Annotated in this window: 16 protein-coding genes and 1 pseudogene; 4 read left to right on the plus strand and 13 right to left on the minus strand. The window is 35.1% G+C overall.

Annotated elements, in window-relative coordinates:
- Nucleotides 1-3: 3 nt before the first annotated feature.
- The 5 genes and pseudogenes from JJQ98_RS05490 to JJQ98_RS05510 all read right to left on the minus strand — a co-directional run bounded on the left by JJQ98_RS05490 (nt 4) and on the right by JJQ98_RS05510 (nt 6,020).
- Entirely contained in the window at nt 4-1,029 is a 1,026-nt protein-coding gene (locus JJQ98_RS05490) for an aspartate-semialdehyde dehydrogenase (RefSeq protein WP_060662737.1), read from the minus strand.
- A 13-nt stretch (nt 1,030-1,042) separates the two neighbouring features.
- Nucleotides 1,043-2,340, minus strand: a pseudogene (locus tag JJQ98_RS05495) (sigma-54-dependent transcriptional regulator).
- Nucleotides 2,337-2,747 carry a hypothetical protein gene (locus tag JJQ98_RS05500; protein ID WP_104745246.1) on the minus strand — a complete coding sequence of 137 codons (411 nt, stop codon included), beginning with the start codon at nt 2,745-2,747 and terminating at the stop codon, nt 2,337-2,339. Before JJQ98_RS05500 ends, JJQ98_RS05495 begins: the two are co-directional and overlap by 4 nt.
- Entirely contained in the window at nt 2,747-5,236 is a 2,490-nt protein-coding gene (gene gyrA / locus JJQ98_RS05505; protein WP_060662739.1) for a DNA topoisomerase (ATP-hydrolyzing) subunit A, read from the minus strand. The genes JJQ98_RS05500 and gyrA overlap by 1 nt, the downstream gene beginning before the upstream one ends.
- Before the next feature lie 43 nt (nt 5,237-5,279).
- A complete protein-coding gene (locus tag JJQ98_RS05510) occupies nt 5,280-6,020 on the minus strand; it encodes a hypothetical protein (protein WP_210670788.1) in 741 nt (246 codons plus the stop codon).
- Nucleotides 6,021-6,102: 82 nt separating this feature from the next.
- Between JJQ98_RS05510 and JJQ98_RS05515 the strand changes: the two genes are divergently transcribed.
- Nucleotides 6,103-6,579, plus strand: a complete 477-nt coding sequence (locus JJQ98_RS05515; protein WP_065828477.1) for a peptidylprolyl isomerase — start codon at nt 6,103-6,105, stop codon at nt 6,577-6,579.
- A gap of 398 nt (nt 6,580-6,977) precedes the next feature.
- Here JJQ98_RS05515 and acnB read toward each other — a convergent pair whose 3' ends face one another.
- Nucleotides 6,978-9,527, minus strand: a complete 2,550-nt coding sequence (gene acnB / locus JJQ98_RS05520) for a bifunctional aconitate hydratase 2/2-methylisocitrate dehydratase (protein WP_151104580.1) — start codon at nt 9,525-9,527, stop codon at nt 6,978-6,980.
- A 215-nt stretch (nt 9,528-9,742) separates the two neighbouring features.
- Between acnB and cysK the strand changes: the two genes are divergently transcribed.
- Nucleotides 9,743-10,666 carry a cysteine synthase A gene (gene cysK, locus JJQ98_RS05525; RefSeq protein WP_151104579.1) on the plus strand — a complete coding sequence of 308 codons (924 nt, stop codon included), beginning with the start codon at nt 9,743-9,745 and terminating at the stop codon, nt 10,664-10,666.
- A gap of 1 nt (nt 10,667) precedes the next feature.
- On the opposite strand, the gene JJQ98_RS05530 is transcribed toward cysK, so the two are convergent.
- The 5 genes from JJQ98_RS05530 to JJQ98_RS05550 all read right to left on the minus strand — a co-directional run bounded on the left by JJQ98_RS05530 (nt 10,668) and on the right by JJQ98_RS05550 (nt 15,003).
- Complete coding sequence (locus JJQ98_RS05530) at nt 10,668-11,624, minus strand: CobW family GTP-binding protein (RefSeq protein ID WP_065826412.1); 957 nt, start codon at nt 11,622-11,624, stop codon at nt 10,668-10,670.
- Nucleotides 11,617-11,952, minus strand: coding sequence for a hypothetical protein (locus tag JJQ98_RS05535; protein WP_005021191.1), 336 nt, complete (start codon nt 11,950-11,952; stop codon nt 11,617-11,619). The genes JJQ98_RS05530 and JJQ98_RS05535 overlap by 8 nt, the downstream gene beginning before the upstream one ends.
- Nucleotides 11,953-12,834 (minus strand): polysaccharide deacetylase family protein, encoded by an 882-nt coding sequence (locus JJQ98_RS05540; RefSeq protein WP_005021192.1) that lies wholly within the window; start codon nt 12,832-12,834, stop codon nt 11,953-11,955.
- A gap of 20 nt (nt 12,835-12,854) precedes the next feature.
- The gene (locus tag JJQ98_RS05545) at nt 12,855-13,670 is read right to left on the minus strand and encodes a carbon-nitrogen hydrolase family protein (protein ID WP_151104578.1); all 816 of its coding nucleotides are present in this window, start codon (nt 13,668-13,670) and stop codon (nt 12,855-12,857) included.
- 223 nt (nt 13,671-13,893) lie between these two features.
- Nucleotides 13,894-15,003: a Cj0069 family protein gene (locus JJQ98_RS05550; RefSeq protein WP_005021194.1), complete on the minus strand. Its 1,110-nt coding sequence runs from the start codon at nt 15,001-15,003 to the stop codon at nt 13,894-13,896.
- Between the two features lie 156 nt (nt 15,004-15,159).
- Between JJQ98_RS05550 and JJQ98_RS05555 the strand changes: the two genes are divergently transcribed.
- Together JJQ98_RS05555 and JJQ98_RS05560 are read left to right on the plus strand one after the other, a co-directional pair.
- Nucleotides 15,160-15,300, plus strand: a complete 141-nt coding sequence (locus tag JJQ98_RS05555) for a hypothetical protein (RefSeq protein WP_170252197.1) — start codon at nt 15,160-15,162, stop codon at nt 15,298-15,300.
- A gap of 10 nt (nt 15,301-15,310) precedes the next feature.
- Nucleotides 15,311-16,978, plus strand: coding sequence for a hypothetical protein (locus JJQ98_RS05560; protein WP_151104577.1), 1,668 nt, complete (start codon nt 15,311-15,313; stop codon nt 16,976-16,978).
- Here the strand turns inward: JJQ98_RS05560 and JJQ98_RS05565 are convergent, their stop codons facing one another.
- Both JJQ98_RS05565 and JJQ98_RS05570 read right to left on the minus strand, forming a co-directional pair.
- Nucleotides 16,979-17,818 (minus strand): CvfB family protein, encoded by an 840-nt coding sequence (locus JJQ98_RS05565; RefSeq protein ID WP_151104576.1) that lies wholly within the window; start codon nt 17,816-17,818, stop codon nt 16,979-16,981. It abuts the gene before it with no gap.
- Nucleotides 17,815-18,375, minus strand: a complete 561-nt coding sequence (locus JJQ98_RS05570; protein WP_005021198.1) for a hypothetical protein — start codon at nt 18,373-18,375, stop codon at nt 17,815-17,817. Before JJQ98_RS05570 ends, JJQ98_RS05565 begins: the two co-directional genes overlap by 4 nt.
- Nucleotides 18,376-19,146 lie beyond the last annotated feature (771 nt).

The raw sequence follows: 19,146 nt of genomic DNA on the forward strand, positions 1-19,146 counted from the left end.
AAACTACTTTTGCATTTTTATCCATTTTTCTGCAATTCTTACAGCATTCGTGGCAGCACCTACACGAATTTGATCTGCCACACACCAAAGGTGCAAAATATGCTTATCATAATTATCTACGCGGATTCTTCCTACATAAGTCTCATCAGTATCAGTTGCAAGGCTTGGCATAGGATAAGATTTTTCTTTTGGATTATCTACAAGCACTACCGATTCTGCTTTGCTTAATACATCTTTAGCGGCATCTGCGGTAATTTCTTGTTCAAAAGTGATTGTGATAGATTCACTATGACTTCGCAAAACAGGCACACGCACGCAAGTGGCACTTACTGCAAAATCACTATGCATAATTTTATTGGTTTCTTTAATCATTTTCATCTCTTCTTTTGTGTAATCATTATCCAAAAATACATCGATGTGCGGAATAAGATTTAAGGCAATTCTATGTGGAAAAGCTTTTGGCTCAACAGAATCTAATGAAAAATCAAAGAACTTTTGCATTTGCAACACTAGCTCTTCCATTCCTTTTTTGCCAGCTCCAGAAACCGCTTGATAAGTGCTAACATCAACCCTTTTGATTCCAAATGCCTTGTGCAAAGGTGCCAAAATATGCACCATTTGGATTGTAGAGCAATTAGGATTTGCAATAATGCCGGTTTTCTCCCACAATGCAATATCTTGTGGATTTACTTCAGGCACGACTAATGGGACATTCTCTTGCATTCTAAAATGACTTGTATTATCAATCACAACAGCACCAGCCTTAGCAGCACTAGGTGCAAATTCAGCACTAATACTTCCTCCAGCAGAGAAAAACGCAATTTCAATATCCTCTTCCTCAAAAACACTGTGCGTAAGCTCTTGCACTTTATAAGTTTCGCCTTTATAGCTAATCTCCCTGCCAACGCTTCTTGCACTTGCTAGAGGAACAAGTTTATTGATAGGAAAATTTCGCTCTTCTAAGATTCTAAAAATCTCTTCACCTACAGCTCCAGTAGCCCCAACAACTGCCACATTAAATTTTTTCATTTTTTTCTCCTTTTTAAAGTTTAATATTATAATGATTCATTTTGCTTTGCAAAATCTCTTTTTGCATACCAAGCATTTGTGCAGCATTATCAATATCCGAATCTGCAGCCTTTAATGCTTCATAAATCAATTCTTCTTCTAAGCTAGCAATTTTCTTAGCACCTCCACCTTCTCTTGAACTCAAAAACAAATCTTCTGGCATAATAGTATCATTCTCACACAATATTGCTGCCCTCTCAACTACTGACAAAAGCTCCCTAATATTGCCGGGCCACTTATAAGAAAGCAATTGCTCTTTAGCCCCCTTCCCCCATTTTTTCTTCCCTATTCCATATTGTTTATCCACTTCTTCAAGCTTCCATTCACAAAGCGGGATAATTTCCTCTAGCCTCTCCCTTAGTGCTGGAATATTGATTGGAATTGTTTGCAATCTAAAAAACAAATCCTCTCGAAATTCACCTTTTTTGATTTTCTTTTGAATATCTGCATTGGTTGCTGCTACAAAACGAATATCCACTTTAATAGGCTTATTACTTCCCAATCTTACAACCTCTTTTTCTTGCAATACACGCAAGAGTTTAGCTTGCAAGTTAGCGGGCATCTCCCCTATTTCATCTAAAAAATAGTCCCTCCATTGGCATTTTCAAATTTTCCCGCTCTTCCTTCTGTGGCATCTGTAAAAGCCCCTTTTTCATATCCAAAAAGTTCAGATTCTAGCAAATTTTCCGGAATAGCCGCCATATTAATAGCCACAAAAGGTGCTTTAACTCTTGGGGAGTTATTGTGAATATAATTAGCAAAAAGTTCTTTGCCTACTCCACTTTCACCCAAAAGCAAAACAGAAGCATCTGTTTTGGCTGCCTTATTAGCAAGATTGAGTGCCTTTTGTAATGCAGGTGAAGTAGCGATGAAACTATGCTTTTGTTCAATCATATTCTTTTTGGGTGTTTTGGTGATAATCTCTTTAGCCTTTTTGGCACGATGAATCGCTTCTACAAGCGTTTCAATATCAAAAGGTTTTGTCAAAAAATCCTTAACACCCAATCTAATTGAATCAATGGCTTTATTTAAAGTTGCATTTCCGGTAATAATAAGTGCTTCATAACGCCCATTAAGAGTGCGTAAAAATTCTATCCCGTCCATTTGAGGCATATTAATATCAGTAATCACCAAGTCAATGCTGTCATCTAATTTTTTCAGTGCATCTTTAGCGCTCTTGAAACTAACAACTTCAAATTCTTCATATTCTGCTAATGCAATCTCCAAAGATTTACGCATATTGATATCATCTTCAACAATCGCTATTTTCATCTTTGCTCCTTTGTGTTTGCCATAAGGTGATAGATTTTTGCAATCCCGCTTTCATATTCTATTTTAATTCTTGTTGCTGGAATAGACAAAAAACTAATATAAGCACCCTTATAATCACTTGCTGTGCTTCTATCTTCTAATTTCACTCCCCATTTAAAAAAACACTCCAAAATATCTTCTTTTGAATATCTCAAAAACTCTTTTTCACTTTTTGCATTATGGACTATTTCGCATTGTTTATAAGGATTCTTGACTTTATTTAGCGTTTCTGCATTTACCATAGCAGGAGAAAAATAGTATTTTTCGCTTAAAACAATTCCATTCTCTACTGCCACTCTATAAGAAAAAATATATTCTGATGCTTCTATGAAACTGCAAAGAAAAATCCCTATCAAAATTTTTTGCATCATTCCTCATTTTTCAAATCTAACAAACCATTTTCTTCTTCGATTACTTCTTCTTCTTTTTCCTCTTTTGGACACCTCGCTATAGAAACAACCTTATCATCATCGACATTAACAATAATAACTCCACTTGTAGCGCGTCCTGCTTTGCGGATTGTTTGCATATCTACGCGTATCATCTTTCCACTAGAAGTAAGCACCATTAAATCCATATTTTCATCTACATTGACTACGCCAACTAATTTTCCTGTTTTGCTAGTTAGCTTCATAGCAATAACGCCCTTACCACCACGATTTGTGATTCTATATTCATTGATTTCTGTGCGTTTTCCTATTCCTTTTTCACTTACGCTTAAAATTTCCTCATTTTCATTAGAAACCACTGTTGCACCAATTACATAGTCTTTTGGTATTTTAAATTTAATAGCAGTCACCCCTCGTGCCACTCTACCAATCTCACGCACATTATCAACGCTAAATCTTACACACATACCTTCATAAGTTACTACCAAAATTTGCTGGATTGCTGGAGAAATGATTTTTGCAGTTACAAGCTCATCATTTTCATCTAAATTAATTGCCCTAACTCCAACACTTCTAATATTTTTAAATTCACTTAAATTAGTGCGTTTGATAATACCATTTTTGGTGAAAAACGCGATAGATTTATCCTCATTAAAATCTTTTGTTGTGATGGTTGCCATAATCTTTTCATCAGGTGCTAGATTGATAAGATTCACAACAGCTTTCCCAATTGCTGTGCGACTAGCTTCTGGAATCTTATAAACTTTCAACCAATACAATTGCCCTTTATTAGTGATAAACATTATTGTATCGTGCGTATCAGATACAAAAAAGCTCTCTATAAAATCATCATCATGGGTGTTAGCAGAAATTTTTCCTTTGCCTCCCCTATTTTGTTTTTCATAGGTTCGAACCGGCACTCTCTTTACATATCCACGATGACTCATTGTTACAACTACCGCTTCATTAGGAATCAAATCTTCCATATCAATGCTTTCATAATCTTCTTCAATAGCAGTCAGTCGTTTTGTGCTAAACTTTTCTTTGACTTCTAATAATTCTTCTTTGATGATTTTATTAAGCAAATCCTCGCTTCTTAGAATTGAATTTAAATATTCAATTTCTTTGAGTAATTCTTGGTATTCATTTTCGATTTTTTCTCTCTCCAAACCTGTCAATCTTTGCAATCGCATATCTAAAATTGCTTGTGCTTGGATTTCACTTAGATTAAATTGAGAAATTAAGCCTTCTTTGGCTACCTTTGGATCGCTACTTGAGCGTATCAAAGAAACAATTTCATCAATATTTTCTAAGGCTATTCTTAATCCCTCCAAAATATGCGCTCTAGCCTTAGCTTTTTCTAATTCAAAAATTGTGCGTCTTATTACTACGCTTTTGCGATGAGAAATAAATAATCCCAACAACTCCAAAAGTGTAAATATTTTTGGCTCTTTGTTATAAATTGCAAGCAAAATAATACCAAAAGTACTTTCCATAGGGGTTGATTTAAAAAGGTGATTAAGCACAATCTCGCTCATTGCCTCTCGTTTTAGCTCAATAACAACTCTAATCCCCTCTCTATCGGATTCATCACGCACTTCAGAAATGCCTTCAATAACCTTCTCTTTGGCTAATTCAGCAATTTGCTCTACAAGTCTTGCTTTATTGACCTGATAGGGAATCTCATCAATTACAATAATATCTTTTGTTTTGGTTTTTTCAATATGTGTTTTGGCACGGACTTTAATGCGCCCTCTCCCTGTTTCATAAGCCTCTCTTATTCCATTTTTACCATAGATAATACCACCTGTTGGAAAATCTGGACCTTCAACAAATTGCAAAATTTCGTTTAATTCTGCTTTGGGATTATCAATCAAATACACCAAAGCATCAATAATTTCATCTACTCTGTGGGGTGGAATATTTGTCGCCATACCCACAGCAATCCCATTAGAGCCATTAATAAGCAAATTTGGCAAACGACTTGGAAGAATATCTGGCTCTTTTAGTGTATCATCATAATTAGGGAGAAAATCTACTGTATCTTTATCAATATCTCTCAAAACTTCTTCTGCCGCTTGTGTCATTTTGGCTTCTGTATAACGCATAGCAGCAGCACTATCTCCATCAATACTACCAAAGTTTCCTTGTCCATCAACAAGCTCTAAACGCATAGAAAAATCTTGTGCCATTCTAACAAGTGCATCATAAACAGCTGTATCTCCGTGAGGGTGATATTTACCTATTACATCACCCACGATTCTTGCAGACTTTTTATACTTAGCTTTTGAAGTTACACCAAGCTCATACATTGCATATAAAATTCTTCTATGCACAGGTTTTAGACCATCTCTTGCATCTGGCAATGCGCGTCCAACTATAACACTCATTGAATAATCAAGATAGCTTTCTTTAATAGAATCTTCAATATTGACATTTTGGATATCTTGGTTTAACAAATCAGACATTTATCCCCTTCATCGTGTGAGCTAACAATTTTTAATTATACTTTCATTTAACTTTATTCTTGCTAATATCGCGGCTAATTTTGATTAAATCACAAGTTTTTTTATAAGTAGGCATTGATTCTAAAATCGCTGTATTTTGATTGATTTTGCACAAAAATTCTAAAATTTCTTGATGTTTTAGAAGTGAAAGATGTTGTTTTTCTCTTTTTTGCACAAGGATTCCCAAAAAATCATTCCCCGCAAATAAAGGCATTCCAAGAAGATTTCTTTTATTTTCTTGCAGTATTGTTTGCAAATCTTGCCAACTTATTTTTTCTATACCAAAATTCAGCCATTCTTGCTCCAAAAAATAAGAAATCATTAAACCTTCTACATTAGAGATTTCCACAGGCTTTTTTAAAATATCAAAAAATTTACTCTTAAAATGCAAAAGTCGGAAATTAGGTTTAGGCAATACATTGCAATAAAAATCTGTAAAATTATACGCTTTTAATATCGCCAATCCCAAAGTATCATCTAATGCCAAAATTTGTGCATGGCTAAGGCAAGTTATGGGTTCTTCCAAAGATTCGCTATTATACAAAACAATCTCTTTTGCTCTATCTTTTTCATAAACCAAACTTGAACTTGTCAAAATTAATCCCTCATTAATAACAATCCCATAACCTTCTTTAAAATCCTGTGCTCCAAATGAAGCGACAATTTTCAAACCATCTTTAATCCAAGTTGGATATTGTGCATAGAGATTCCCTACCAAGAGCAAAAACAAAATCACTTTAGCCATTTTTCACTCCCATCTAATTATTGTTTTAAGCAATAAAATACTACAATAAAACTCTTTAATTGAAGTTTTACAAGGAAACAATATGGAACTAAAAGATTTTAATCTCTCAAAAGATGAACTTGCCACTTTGCAAAATGCCATAATCCACACAGAAAAAGGCGATATGAAAATCAAACTTTTTCCAGAAGCAGCACCAAATACTGTTGCAAATTTCGCCTCTTTGGCAAAAAGTGGATTTTATAATAATCTTAATTTTCATCGCGTTATTGCAGGATTTGTAGCACAAGGTGGTTGTCCAAATGGCGATGGTAGAGGGGGACCAGAATACAGAATCAAATGCGAATTACAAAACAATCCTCATAAACACTTACGCGGCACTTTATCTATGGCTCATGCAGGAAGAGATACGGGAGGAAGTCAGTTTTTCATCTGTTTTGCCCCACAACCGCACTTAGATGGAGAACACACCGTTTTTGGACAAATAGAAGATAAGGATAGCCTAAAAGTGTTAGATTCTATAAAGCAGGGAGATAAGATTCTCAATATTGAAATTTGCTAACAAGCCAAAAGCTTGTTAGAATCCACAGATTAAAACTCTAGTTTGGAGGTTTTATTTGCATATAAAGGAATTTGTGAGTGAATAATCAGTGGTTTTCTTAAAATAAACAATTTCCAAAAATAGCAATTTTCTCTCTTTTTTAAAATTTCTAATTTTAAATGGCATGCTTCTTAAATTTTCTACCAAATATTCTATTTCAAAATAAACATTTCAAACAGCATTTTATCCTATTAAAATTGCTCGATTGCAATTAAAAAATTAAAAAAGTTAAATTGACTTAAGACATTTTAGAGATAAAAACATAATTTAAGAGCAATTGCCAAATAATCAAAATTTTAATGAAGTATTTTACAAAGATTGAGATTACAATCTTTTGCAATCCCAATCTAGCTCTTAAATTAATTTAATTCCCAATTTTCCAAGAGATTAAAATTCAAATAACGATAGATTTGCTCCTCTTTGCCTTCTATTTTCTTAGGGATTAATTCTAAATATTCTTTTTTGGTTGGGATTCTGCCAAGCAAAGCACAGATTGCTGCTAATTCTGCACTTCCCAAATACACTTGCGCACCCTTACCCATTCGATTATCAAAATTTCTTGTAGAAGTTGAAAACACCACTGCATTATCTCTTACACGCGCTTGATTTCCCATACACAAGCTACATCCCGGTATCTCTATCCTAGCTCCTGCTGCACCAAAGAGCGAATAATAACCCTCTTCTACCAATTCTTTTGCGTCCATTTTGGTTGGTGGAGCAACCCATAATGTCGTTGGCACCATTCCCTCGCCTCTTAAAACTTCCCCTAAAGCACGATAATGCCCGATATTTGTCATACAACTTCCGACAAAAACTTCATCGATTTTATGCGGACGATTTGGATTTGCCAAAATTTCACTCAATGTCGCCACATCATCAGGATCATTTGGACAAGCAAGGATTGGTTCAGTAATTTCATCAAGATTAATCTCAATGATTGCCGCATATTCTGCATTAGAATCTGCCTTTAATAATACTGGATTATCAATCCATTCTTGCATTTTTTCCGCTCGCCTTTTAAGAGTTTTTGCATCTTGATACCCTGCTTGAATCATCGCTTCAATCAATGCAATATTAGATTTTAGATATTCAATAATCGGTTCTTTATTCAAAGCAATACTGCAAGCTGCAGCACTTCTTTCTGCACTCGCATCACTCAATTCAAAAGCTTGTTCAACTTTCAAATTTGGCAATCCTTCAATCTCCAAAATCCTTCCACTAAAAATATTTTTTTTGCCCTTTTTTTCCACCGTTAGCAAACCTTGCTTAATTGCATAATAAGGAATTGCATTCACCAAATCTCGCAAAGTAATACCCGGTTGCATTTTGCCTTTAAATCTCACAAGCACAGATTCTGGCATATCAAGAGGCATAGACCCCGTAACTGCCGCAAAAGCAACTAACCCACTTCCCGCAGGAAAACTAATACCTATTGGGAATCGAGTGTGCGAATCTCCTCCTGTCCCTACACTATCTGGCAATACCATGCGATTAAGCCAAGAGTGAATAACGCCATCACCGGGCTTCAATGCCACTCCACCGCGACTACTCATAAATTGAGGTAAAGTTGCGTGCAAATTTACATCTGCTGGTTTTGGATAAGCAGCAGTATGGCAGAAACTTTGCAACACAAAATCCGCACTAAATCCCAAAGAAGCAAGTTCTTTGATTTCATCTCTTGTCATTGCCCCTGTAGTATCTTGACTACCAACTGTGCTAACTCTAGGCTCACAATAAGTGCCGGGCAAAATTCCTTCTACCCCACAAGCTTTTCCAACCATTTTTTGAGCCAAAGTAAATCCTTTTGCCTCTCCTTGTGGCACTTGAGGTTTTGCAAAAATATCTTCTTTAGGAAGTTTTAAAGCCTCCCTCGCTTTTACAGTTAAACCTCTACCAATGATTAGATTAATCCTGCCACCTGCTCTTATTTCATCTGCTAAAGTATTAGGTTTTAGACTAAATTTTGAAACCACTGCCCCATTTTTGCAAATCTCGCCCTTATAAGGATAAATATCTATTACATCACCTTCGTTTAATTCTCCCACAGGAGCTACAATAGGCAAACAACCACTATCTTCACAGGTATTAAAGAAAATAGGAGCAATCACACCCCCTATCACCAAACCACCAGCCTTTTTATTTGGAATATAAGGAATATCCCTTCCCATATGCCATACAAGAGAATTACAAGCCGATTTTCTCGAGCTTCCTGTCCCTACAACATCGCCCACATAAACAAGTGGATAACCTTTTTTCTTTAGTTCTTCAATTCTACCAAATGCGTTTTGTGTGCGACTTTTTAGCATTGCTTGTGCGTGGAGTGGAATATCACTTCTTGTAAAGGCATCACCAGCTGGGCTTAAATCATCGGTATTAGTTTCCCCATCAACCTTAAAAACTACCGCTGTAATTTTTTCAGCTAATGGCTCTTTTGTCAAAAACCACTCTGCATTTGCCCAAGATTCTAAAACTTCTTTAGCATAAGCATTGTTTTTGCTTAACTCCACGACTTCACCAAATGAATCATAAACCAACAAAGTGTGTTTTAGGGCTTCTGCGGCGGACTTTGCAACCTCACTATCGTTTGATTTTAGTGCATTAATTAAAGGGGCAATGTTATAACCGCCAAGCATACTTCCTAGAAGTTTAATTGCTAGAGTTTTAGAGATTCCATTAATGCTAATTTTTCCCTCTACAATTTCATTCAAAAATGCTGCTTTTACTTTGGCAGCTTCATCAACACCCGGAGAAACACGATTTGAAATTAATTCAACCAATTCTTCTTGTCTTTCCCCCTTTTTTAACAAAGCAATCACTTCACTCACTTGTTCCTTTGTCAATGGAAGTGGGGGGACATTTTGTTTTGCACGCTGTTTAACTTGTTCTTGATATTCTTCAAAAAAGCTCATTGATCTCTCCTAATTTTTATCGATAAATTTCATAAATCATACAAAATTTTTTCTTAAAACAATAGATAAAAAAATTTTAAACTTTTATTTTTATTGCTTTATGTTTGCAAATGAAACATTTTTCACACAAAAGATACCAAAAATCTTGACAAAATATTTTCTCTTAGGCTAAATTTACTTTTTGATAAAAAAATATTGATTGATAAGGTTTTATTATGAAAGTAGCTCATTGCATTACAGAAATTATCGGAAATACTCCGCTTTTGTTTTTAAATCATCTCTCCAAAGAAAGTGGGGCAAATATCTATGCTAAATGCGAATTTTTAAATCCAAGTGGTTCAATCAAAGATAGAATCGCTCTTAATATGATTGAATCTGCCCTTAATGAAGGTAAAATCAACGCAAATACAACCCTCATAGAGCCCACCAGTGGCAATACAGGTATCGGACTAGCTTCAATTTGTGCTGCTAAAGGGATTAAGCTAATCCTCACAATGCCAGAATCTATGAGTATCGAGAGACGCAAACTGCTTAGTGCTTTTGGGGCAAAACTAGAGCTAACCCCTGCTTCACAAGGAATGAAAGGGGCAGTCAATCGTGCTTTGGAATTGCAAAAAGAAATCCCAAATTCACTTGTACTGCAACAATTCCAAAACCCAGCAAATCCAGAGATTCACAGAAAAACTACCGCATTAGAAATTTGGGAAGCTTTAGAAGGTAAGATTGATATATTTGTGAGTGCTGTGGGCACAGGCGGGAGTCTAAGTGGCATAGGTGCAGTGCTTAAGGCAAAAAATCCCAATATCAAAGTCATCGCGGTGGAGCCTATTAACTCTCCCGTTCTTAGTGGTGGCAATCCCGGACCGCACAAGATTCAGGGTATCGGTGCAGGATTTATCCCAGAAACTTTGGATACAAGCCTTATTGATAAGATTTTGCAAGTTGATGCTGAACTTGCCGCAGAAGAATCACGCAAAATCGCTAAAAACGAGGGTGTGCTAGTGGGAATCTCAAGTGGAGCAAACCTTTGGGGTGCAAGACAAATGGCAAAACAATATCCCAATGCCAATATTGTAACTATTTTGTGCGATACAGGGGAGCGGTATTTAAGCACCGATCTTTACTCCACAGCACAATAAATTAGCAAGTTTGTATTTGGATATTTAAAAGTTTTGAAAATGATTGCAGCGAAGAAAAAACTTTATCCAAATCCATTTCTTTGCTAATAAAAACCAAATTAGATTCCATGTATGTTTTGGTTTTTTTAATATGTATGGGCGGATAAACAAGATGTCGCACTCCATTGACATTGATTAAATATTCATCATTAATATTCAACAATCCCTTTACTCGCAAAATTTTGTCTCCATATTTATACAAAAGTGCCGAAAGCCAGATTCCAAATGCACTCCAATCCATTTGACCTTGAATATTGAGAGAAATAGTTTTGATATTTGTATTGTGGGAATTTAAATTTTTTGGATTATTTACCAATCTTTTTTTGAAATTGATATTAAAAAATTCATCATTGCAAAATTCATTTTTATTAAAAATCAATGCCGAATAATTCAAGCTTCTAAGCTCCTTTTCTAGCATTTTAGTATCTTGCTTAATATCTGTTTTGGTGATGAGCAAATAATCTGAATTGACAATTTGTGCGATATTTTCCTCATTTTTGAGATGCTCTAAGCCATTTAAAGAATCAATGCAAGTAAAAACCGCATTCACAAAAAAATGATTTTGCAAAAAGGTATCACTTAATATAGTAAAAAGTATCGGTTCTATCGTAGCAAGACCGGTAGTTTCTATCACAACTTTATCCAATTTTTTGCCACTTGTATGATAAAGATTCAAAATCTCTTTTAGTTTATCTGCCAAATCTTGTCTTCTATTGCAGCAAATACAGCCTTGATTGAGTAAAATCGTTTGTTCTTCTACAAAAAATGACGCCAAAATACTATCATCAAGTCCGCTATCTCCAAATTCATTGACTAAAACAGCGATATTTTCCCTGCTATCTCGCAAAAGCTCACTTAAAAAAGTTGTTTTTCCGCTTCCCAAAAAGCCTGTTACTATATTAACTGCTATCTTAGCCATTTTTATCTTGCATAAATTTTATAAAGTTATCATCTAATAAATCTATTTCTTTTTTGCTTAACTCTTGCACTTTTTGCCACAAATCACCCAAATCATTCACAATCACGCTTTTTCCTACCAAATCACTAAGGATGAATTTAGAGCCTTGCCATTCTTTGATATTAAGTCGATAAAAAGACAAAATCTCATTTAGAATTTTCACTCTTTTTAGCCTAGCTCTCATTCTATCTCTTTGATCTTGCAAGGCGCTCAAATTAGCACCTTGCTCATCAAAAGAAAGATCGCTCCAATGAAAAGAGCTTATCATCTCTCCGCATAATACACACATTTATTTTTTCCTAGGACATCTTTTGATGAAATCATCTGCCATTTCATTTAAAGTTACCCAACGCACACCCTCATGCTTATTAATATGCTCGATTATCCTTTGGTGCATAAGCAGAACTTGAGGGCGACCACTCACATCAGGGTGTATAGTCATAGCAAAGATAGCATAATCCATATTTTCATAAACCCAGTCAAATTGATCTATCCACATTTGCCCTATATCTCTAGGGGAGATAAAGCCAAAGCTATTTGGGGATTTTTTGATAAACATCATAGGCGGTAAGTCATCTAAATACCAGTTAGCCGGTATTTCCACCAAATCTGTTTCTTGTCCTCTCACCAAAGGCTTCATCCAATCTTTAGCTTCCAAGCTATAATCAATCTTTGTCCATTTATCGCCAACCCTCACATAATATGGAGTAAAATCGTTGTGCATCAAAGAATGATCGTATTTGATACCATGTTTTAATAAAAGCTCATTTGTTATATTTGAAAATTCCCACCAAGGTGCCACATAACCGCTTGGTTTTTTACCTGTTAAATCCTTTATGAGTTCGATATTTTTAAGTAAAACATCTTCTTCTTGCTTAGCAGTCATAGCTATAGGATTTTCATGTGAATACCCATGTGCTCCTATCTCACAACCTGCATCCACTATCATTTTCATCTGCTCAGGGAATGTTTCTATAGAATGTCCCGGCGCAAACCAAGTAGAAGGCAAATTATATTTTTTAAACAAATTTAAAAGCCTAGGGACGCCAACCTCTCCAGCAAAAAGCCCTCTTGAAATATCATCAGGAGAATCTTCCCCGCCATAAGAGCCAAGCCAACCAGCAACTGCATCTATATCTACACCATAAGCAACTAAAATTTCTTTTGCCATAAAATCTCCTTTATTAGTGATTAACCCCTAAACAGAGTCAGATTTAAATCCCTCAAATAAGGCAGATTCTCTCTTTGCAAATCCACCTCATTTAAATCGAGATTTACCACACAAACCCCGCTTTTATCTTTGATTTCTTTGATAATTTCTCCCTTAGGATTTATGATTCTAGAATGTCCAGCAAAACTTAAAATTTTGCCATTTAATTTGCTAACTTCTTTGCCACCTCTATTGCAAGCCAAGACAAAAACTCCATTTTCAAGTGCCCTAGCCCTACTTGCCAAATCCCAAACATAAAGCCTTTGTTTGCCAAAAGCCGAAGGATAAATCAATATCTTAGCACCTTTTAGGGCAAATTCTCTAGCTATCTCGCCAAAGCCTATTTCATAGCAAATTCCAATACCAACCTTAACAGAGGCATTCCCAAAATTAATTTCAAAAACTTTGAAACTATCTCCCCTTTCAAACCTCTTATTTTCATCTCCCCAAAGATGAGTTTTTTTATAAGTATCTAAGATTCCATTTTTTGAGACGATATAGGCACTATCATAAAGTTTTGTTTTTTCTTTTTGTATTGATGAGGCTACTATATATACATCATTTTCTTTGCAAAATTCTTTTAGTTTTTTAATTGTGTAACTATCTTCACTGAAATTGATAGCAAATTCATTATCTTTATCTTCTACACAATAACCGCTATCAAAAAGTTCTGGCAACACAATTAGTTTTGCACCTTTTTTAGCAGCTCTCTTAGCCAAAGAAAGAGATTCTTTTATATTATTTTTGATATTGTAAGATTTTGGAGAAAATTGCACTAAGCCTACTTTTATTTTCATTTCAACTCCTTGGCTTTTAAAAATGCTAAGATAAAAAATATTATGAATTCCTTAAATGATTATAAAATTACAAAGAAAACACAAAATGAGTAATTTTGAAATCCAATGAGTTTTGAAATTTGCCGATTTACCGCTATTTGCATGATTTGATTTTAAGTATAGAAGTTTTCTAAAGCCAAATGGCTTTAGAAATTAAAATTGCAGTTTTAAAGAAATTTAAATTTTACGCCTTTTTCTCGCTCACGATATTGACGATATTATCGCCTACCATAACAGCTATTTTTTCCATAAACTCCGCTGGAGAGGTGAATCCCACGCACGAGCAGTTAATCTCGCCTAGCACATATTTATCCTTGCCATTTGCATCTGTATCGAGGATAAAATCCGCTGTCCAAATCAGTGGCAAGTCGTAGTTACCGAGCTTAGAACGAATCTCTGGGAGTTGTGCCAAAAACCAATCAATAAGCGCTTGCCAATCCTTTGGCTCATCGTAGCGGTACTTTGCCCCGCTAAAGAGTGTCGCAGAAAACGCATCGCCACCCTCGGCTGGTTTTTTATGCACAACATACACAGGTGTTTTATACAGCATTAAGATTCTAATCTCACCTTCTTTGATACGCGGTAAGAAAGTCATATCCACAAGCATACCATTATCGCCTACCAAATAATGCTCACAAAAGTCCATAAACTCACCAAGTCTTCGTTCCTCTGTGTGGTTGTCTTTAGCCTCGGTGCAGATGATTTTGGTATCAAGCGGGAGTGAATCTAGCTTGCCATACTCACTAGCAGATTCTAATCGCACACGCCAGATTCCTTCACCCGTGGAACCGCGGTTTTGTTTTAGCACTCTCTCGCCTTTGGCTAGAGTTTTGGGAAAAGTCTTTTTAAAATCGTGCTTATCACTCCATACTACGCCAATTCTCTTCGCCTCTGCAGGGTCATAATACGCATAGGTATCGCTAGGCACAAGCTGTGTATCAGCTAGCTTAGTTAGTGCGTCCTTAGCACCATAGCCTATCATCGCATCGGGGTGTGGCATACCCACTAGCCCAGATTCACACAGCTTTCGCAATACATCAAAGTAGAGCTTTTCCTCTTTGAGATTGCCCGGATTGACACGCGAGACATAGCCATCAGCAGTGTTTTTGACATGCTCATAGATTTTGTTTCGCTCCGCTTCATCACGCAAAATCTCATCGGTAAAAAACACCACTTCTGCGCTCCAGCCCTTAGCTTTTAGCGCATTTACCATCGGCATAGTATCTTTTCTATATCCATCAGGTCCCTTGTCGCTGCCGCCCCTTGCCTCGAAAAACACGATGTTCTTTTTCATATCCTCTCCTTATTTATTTTGTCAAACAAAAAGGATAACAAAAAATCCCTAAAATTCATCTCAAAAAACGCAACAAAAACAAAAAGTAAAAATTTATTTTAGTTTGTTTAAAAAATGCCGATATAAACAAAATATTTATAAAAATAAGGGGCGAAAATGTTTAGATTAAACACTCTTTTTATCAATGAAATCAACAAAGCAATAATGGGGCAACCCTCATCGCTAACCTTAAATGATTTTGATGTATATGTGGATAATAACTACACAATTTATGTTGTGGATATTAGAGGATTTTAAGGATAGTGCTATGAATATCACGCAAATGGGAATCCAAAATCTAAAAAGCGGAAGTATGAAGCTAGAGACGAAAGGTAAGAGCATTCAGCAAATCAATCAAGAATTAGCCAACACAAAAGTAGAGCAATTTTTATCCGGAACGCCCACCCCTAAAGTCTATGGTAGTTATTCTAGAAATACTTTAATGGGTATAGTTGAAAAAAATCTTTCAACCTCACAGGTTCTTGATAGATACATAAGCGATATAGAACTCAATTCTTTAGGGCAATCCAAAACCTTAAAAACCGCAATGGGACAAGCAGAAGTCTATTTGGATTATTTTGGCGATGGTTTGGAATCTAACCTAGGGATTAGTCAGATTCAAAAAATGGGGGATTTATTTAGGCTAGATAGCAATGGTGATGGATTTTTAAACCGAGATGATGAGATGTTTTCTAAACTCAAAATCAAAGTCGATAAAGGCAATGGTGAATCTAAAATTGCTAATTTAAGCGATGTGGTAGGCACGATTGATTTGTATGATTTTATCAAAGGCTATGACAAAAATAACGCCTCACAAATCAAAGAATGGCGGGATAACTTTCATACAGATCGACAAATTATGATTAATGGCAAAATGACGCTTAATAGCTTTTATCCCTATGAGGATATTCGCCTCTATCGCGATGATGAGATGAAGCTCTTCCCCCCAGAGCAGAGATACAAGCAAATCAAGCAGGAAGATATTCGGGCAATGTTTGAAGCCTATGGTGATAGTGAGGGTTGGATAAATCTCAAAGACAAGGCAGTCAATGAAGCCCTTTTTGCTAGTGGGGATATTATTACCAATTTTGCTTACAAAAAGACAAATTTAGCTGGAGTAGAAGTGCTAGAGGAGTTTAATGTCGTTGATAGGCTAGATAATGGCTCTAGGACGCCAAAATATGAGGGTATGAATATCCGAGAGTTTGAGGAGGCTTGGTATAGAGACCACCCAAGAGAGACAAACTATGAGCAAGGCTATGCAGAGGCTTTTAATGAGCTTTATAATAATTATTATCGCTTCAAAGAAAGCTTTGAATCCAAAAAAGCAGAATTTTTAAATGATGAGTTTGTCGCCCAAGAATACAAAGACAAAATCGCCCAAATGGATAAATCCGCAGAGATGAGAGCCATTGAAGAAGAGTTTGAGAAAATTACTGGAATGGGCTTTAGTGAGGCAAGGTTTGAAGAGATTAAAAACGCCATCAACGACCCCATAAAACAGAAAGAAACCATCGCAGCAATGAGTGATTTAGATGCGGTTACTTCCATGAAGTTAGAAAAAGATGGCAGAATCACTTTGCGTTTTGATTCAGGAAGGGAGATTTTAGTTGAAGGGCTTTATAATGATACAGGGGAATTACATATCACCAAAAAGGGCGAGAGAGCGAGTATCAGCCTAGAAGCACAAAGTATGACAAATAAAGAACTTAACAATCTTGATTTCAAAGAATATGGAATCAAAGAAGGCGATAATATCATCAGCTTACAAGAGATAGGGGCAAAAATGATTGAACGACTTAATAACGCAAATGGTAAATTTTTGGGCTTTGTAATCACTACTCATAGCAATAAAGAAATCATTGTGGATAATCTCTATAACATCTTCACACTTGACCTACTCAACCAACAACGCACTTTTGAAGCAGAAATCTAACTAATCTTTTAGCCAAATTCCCTCTTTGGCTTTGAGGGTAATTTTATCTTGCTCCAAAAGCCAAGTTAAAGCACTCTTAAAAGATTTTTTACTCATTTTTAGAATCTCTGTAATCTCTTGTGGTGCGCTATCATAATGCAATCCCAAATGTCCGCCACTCTCTTTTAGCCTCTCTAGCACTTTTTTTGCTTCATTTGTGGTATCTTTCTTTGCCATAGGGAGTTTTAGCGATAAATCGCATTTACCATTTGGATAAATTCTTTTGATAAAAGCCTCTATCTTTTGATTAATCTCAATTTGACTAAATATTTCATTTTTATACAAAAGCCCCAAATACTCGCCATCCACTACACATTCATAGCCCAAATTACTTTCCCTAAATGGCACAATCTCTACTTTACTAGAAACCTTATAAAGCCCTTTTGGTGCTTCTTTGAAACTTTTTAAAAAAGATTTTATATTGCTCTTTGCTATGAGGCGATTTTCTCTATCAGTAGTGATGAAAACAAGCACTTGCGAATCCAAATTAAACTTATGTGGAGTTTTGGTTGGCATAAACAAATCCTTTGCAATCCCCAAATCCAAAAAACAACCCCACTCATTTTTGCCAACAACTTTCAAAAGAGCAATTTCTCCCCTTTGTGCTTTTGGCTCTAGTGTAGTAGCAATCACCCTACCCTCTGAATCGTGATACAAAAAAACCTCTATCTCTTCCCCAATTTTAGAATCTTCTAAAACATATTTTTTAGGCAACAAAACCTCTTCTTGCCCACTTTGCAAATACACTCCAAAATCTACGATTCTAGATATTCTAAGTCTTTGTTTGATACCTATAATCAATCTATAATCTCCATAAAAGTTTCATACAAGCTTCTCCCCAAAGGCATTCCATAAAATTCTGAAATCTGCCACCCCACTACAAATATCATTACCATAAAAATAATAAACCCAAGACACGCCAAAATCAATAAAGTTTTAAATAATTTCAAATAAAAATTTTCATCTAAGGAATCATTGAGGATTTTATTGCAACAAAACCAATCTACAAAAAACCCAAACCAAAAACTAAAAATTACAAACAACAGCACACACCCCAGACCAAAAAGCAGCATTGAAACATAAGGGGACCATATTCCATCACTATAAGCATAAATATTAGCTTCCCATAGCAAAATAGTATAACTAATATGCACCCCAAGCAATACAACAGCAACCAACAAAGCAATGAAAACTATACTTATGATACTTTCTAGTTTGGTTGAATATTTTGCAAACTCTTGCTTGATTTGCTTTCTAATTTCTTTATCGGTTTTCCCTGTGCTTACTAACTCGATTATTTGACTTTTTAGGTTTTTAATCCATTCTTTGCGATTTCTTTTTTGATTAGCTAGATTCATACCTGCAACCTTAATTTTAAAATTCTATATTTGGAATCTTGCCTCAAAAATGCCAAGAATATCTTAACAATTCAAGTTTTTAAACAATCCATTAATCTTATATTGAATTATATTAGCTATATTCCACTTATCAAACTAAGCCAAGCAAAAGAATAATGCCTAGCTTATTATTAAATTCAATATTAAAGAGAAGCAAAGATTCTATAAAAGAATCTTTGATAAATGAAAGTCTATCTTGTAAAAGAATCTTTAAAGAATTAATTTTATCTTCTAAAAGAGATTTATAGATTAAATCTTATTCTTTATTAATTCAAAGCTTATCTATAAAAGTATCTTGAATAAATTAATTCTCATCTATTACAAGAACTTTATAGATTAATCTTATTTCTAAAGCCTTTTACAAGAATTTTAAAAGAATTAATCTCGTCTTTTTAATTCAATTCAATAAATTAAATTCAATCTGATTCAATCAATGAATAAATTCAATTAATAGATGAATGAATTAAATTAAATTTGTTTCAATTTGATTTGATTCGGTCTAATTTGTTTCAATTCAATTCAATTCATTAATGATTTAATCAATAAATCAATCAATGAATGAATTCAATCAATCAATGATTGAATTAAATCTGATTTGATTAATGAATTTGGTGAATAATTCAACCAACCAATTTAATTCAATCAATCTTAGTTCCTACCACCACACTCCTAATCTAATATACCCTGCATGAGATTGAACTCCATTTGCAAAGATACCACTATAATTTAAAG

This window comes from Helicobacter pullorum NCTC 12824, assembly GCF_017979475.1.
Taxonomy (GTDB): Bacteria; Campylobacterota; Campylobacteria; order Campylobacterales; family Helicobacteraceae; genus Helicobacter_D; species Helicobacter_D pullorum.

Coding starts and splice junctions, on each gene's coding strand:
- gyrA (WP_060662739.1), bottom strand. CDS start 5,236: ATGTCTGATTTGTTAAACCAAGATATCCAAAATGTCAATATTGAAGAT.
- JJQ98_RS05510 (WP_210670788.1), bottom strand. CDS start 6,020: ATGGCTAAAGTGATTTTGTTTTTGCTCTTGGTAGGGAATCTCTATGCA.
- JJQ98_RS05490 (WP_060662737.1), bottom strand. CDS start 1,029: ATGAAAAAATTTAATGTGGCAGTTGTTGGGGCTACTGGAGCTGTAGGT.
- JJQ98_RS05545 (WP_151104578.1), bottom strand. CDS start 13,670: ATGAAAATAAAAGTAGGCTTAGTGCAATTTTCTCCAAAATCTTACAAT.
- JJQ98_RS05570 (WP_005021198.1), bottom strand. CDS start 18,375: ATGAATCTAGCTAATCAAAAAAGAAATCGCAAAGAATGGATTAAAAAC.
- acnB (WP_151104580.1), bottom strand. CDS start 9,527: ATGAGCTTTTTTGAAGAATATCAAGAACAAGTTAAACAGCGTGCAAAA.
- JJQ98_RS05535 (WP_005021191.1), bottom strand. CDS start 11,952: ATGTGTGTATTATGCGGAGAGATGATAAGCTCTTTTCATTGGAGCGAT.
- JJQ98_RS05560 (WP_151104577.1), top strand. CDS start 15,311: ATGAATATCACGCAAATGGGAATCCAAAATCTAAAAAGCGGAAGTATG.
- JJQ98_RS05500 (WP_104745246.1), bottom strand. CDS start 2,747: ATGCAAAAAATTTTGATAGGGATTTTTCTTTGCAGTTTCATAGAAGCA.
- JJQ98_RS05540 (WP_005021192.1), bottom strand. CDS start 12,834: ATGGCAAAAGAAATTTTAGTTGCTTATGGTGTAGATATAGATGCAGTT.
- JJQ98_RS05555 (WP_170252197.1), top strand. CDS start 15,160: ATGTTTAGATTAAACACTCTTTTTATCAATGAAATCAACAAAGCAATA.
- JJQ98_RS05550 (WP_005021194.1), bottom strand. CDS start 15,003: ATGAAAAAGAACATCGTGTTTTTCGAGGCAAGGGGCGGCAGCGACAAG.
- cysK (WP_151104579.1), top strand. CDS start 9,743: ATGAAAGTAGCTCATTGCATTACAGAAATTATCGGAAATACTCCGCTT.
- JJQ98_RS05530 (WP_065826412.1), bottom strand. CDS start 11,624: ATGGCTAAGATAGCAGTTAATATAGTAACAGGCTTTTTGGGAAGCGGA.
- JJQ98_RS05515 (WP_065828477.1), top strand. CDS start 6,103: ATGGAACTAAAAGATTTTAATCTCTCAAAAGATGAACTTGCCACTTTG.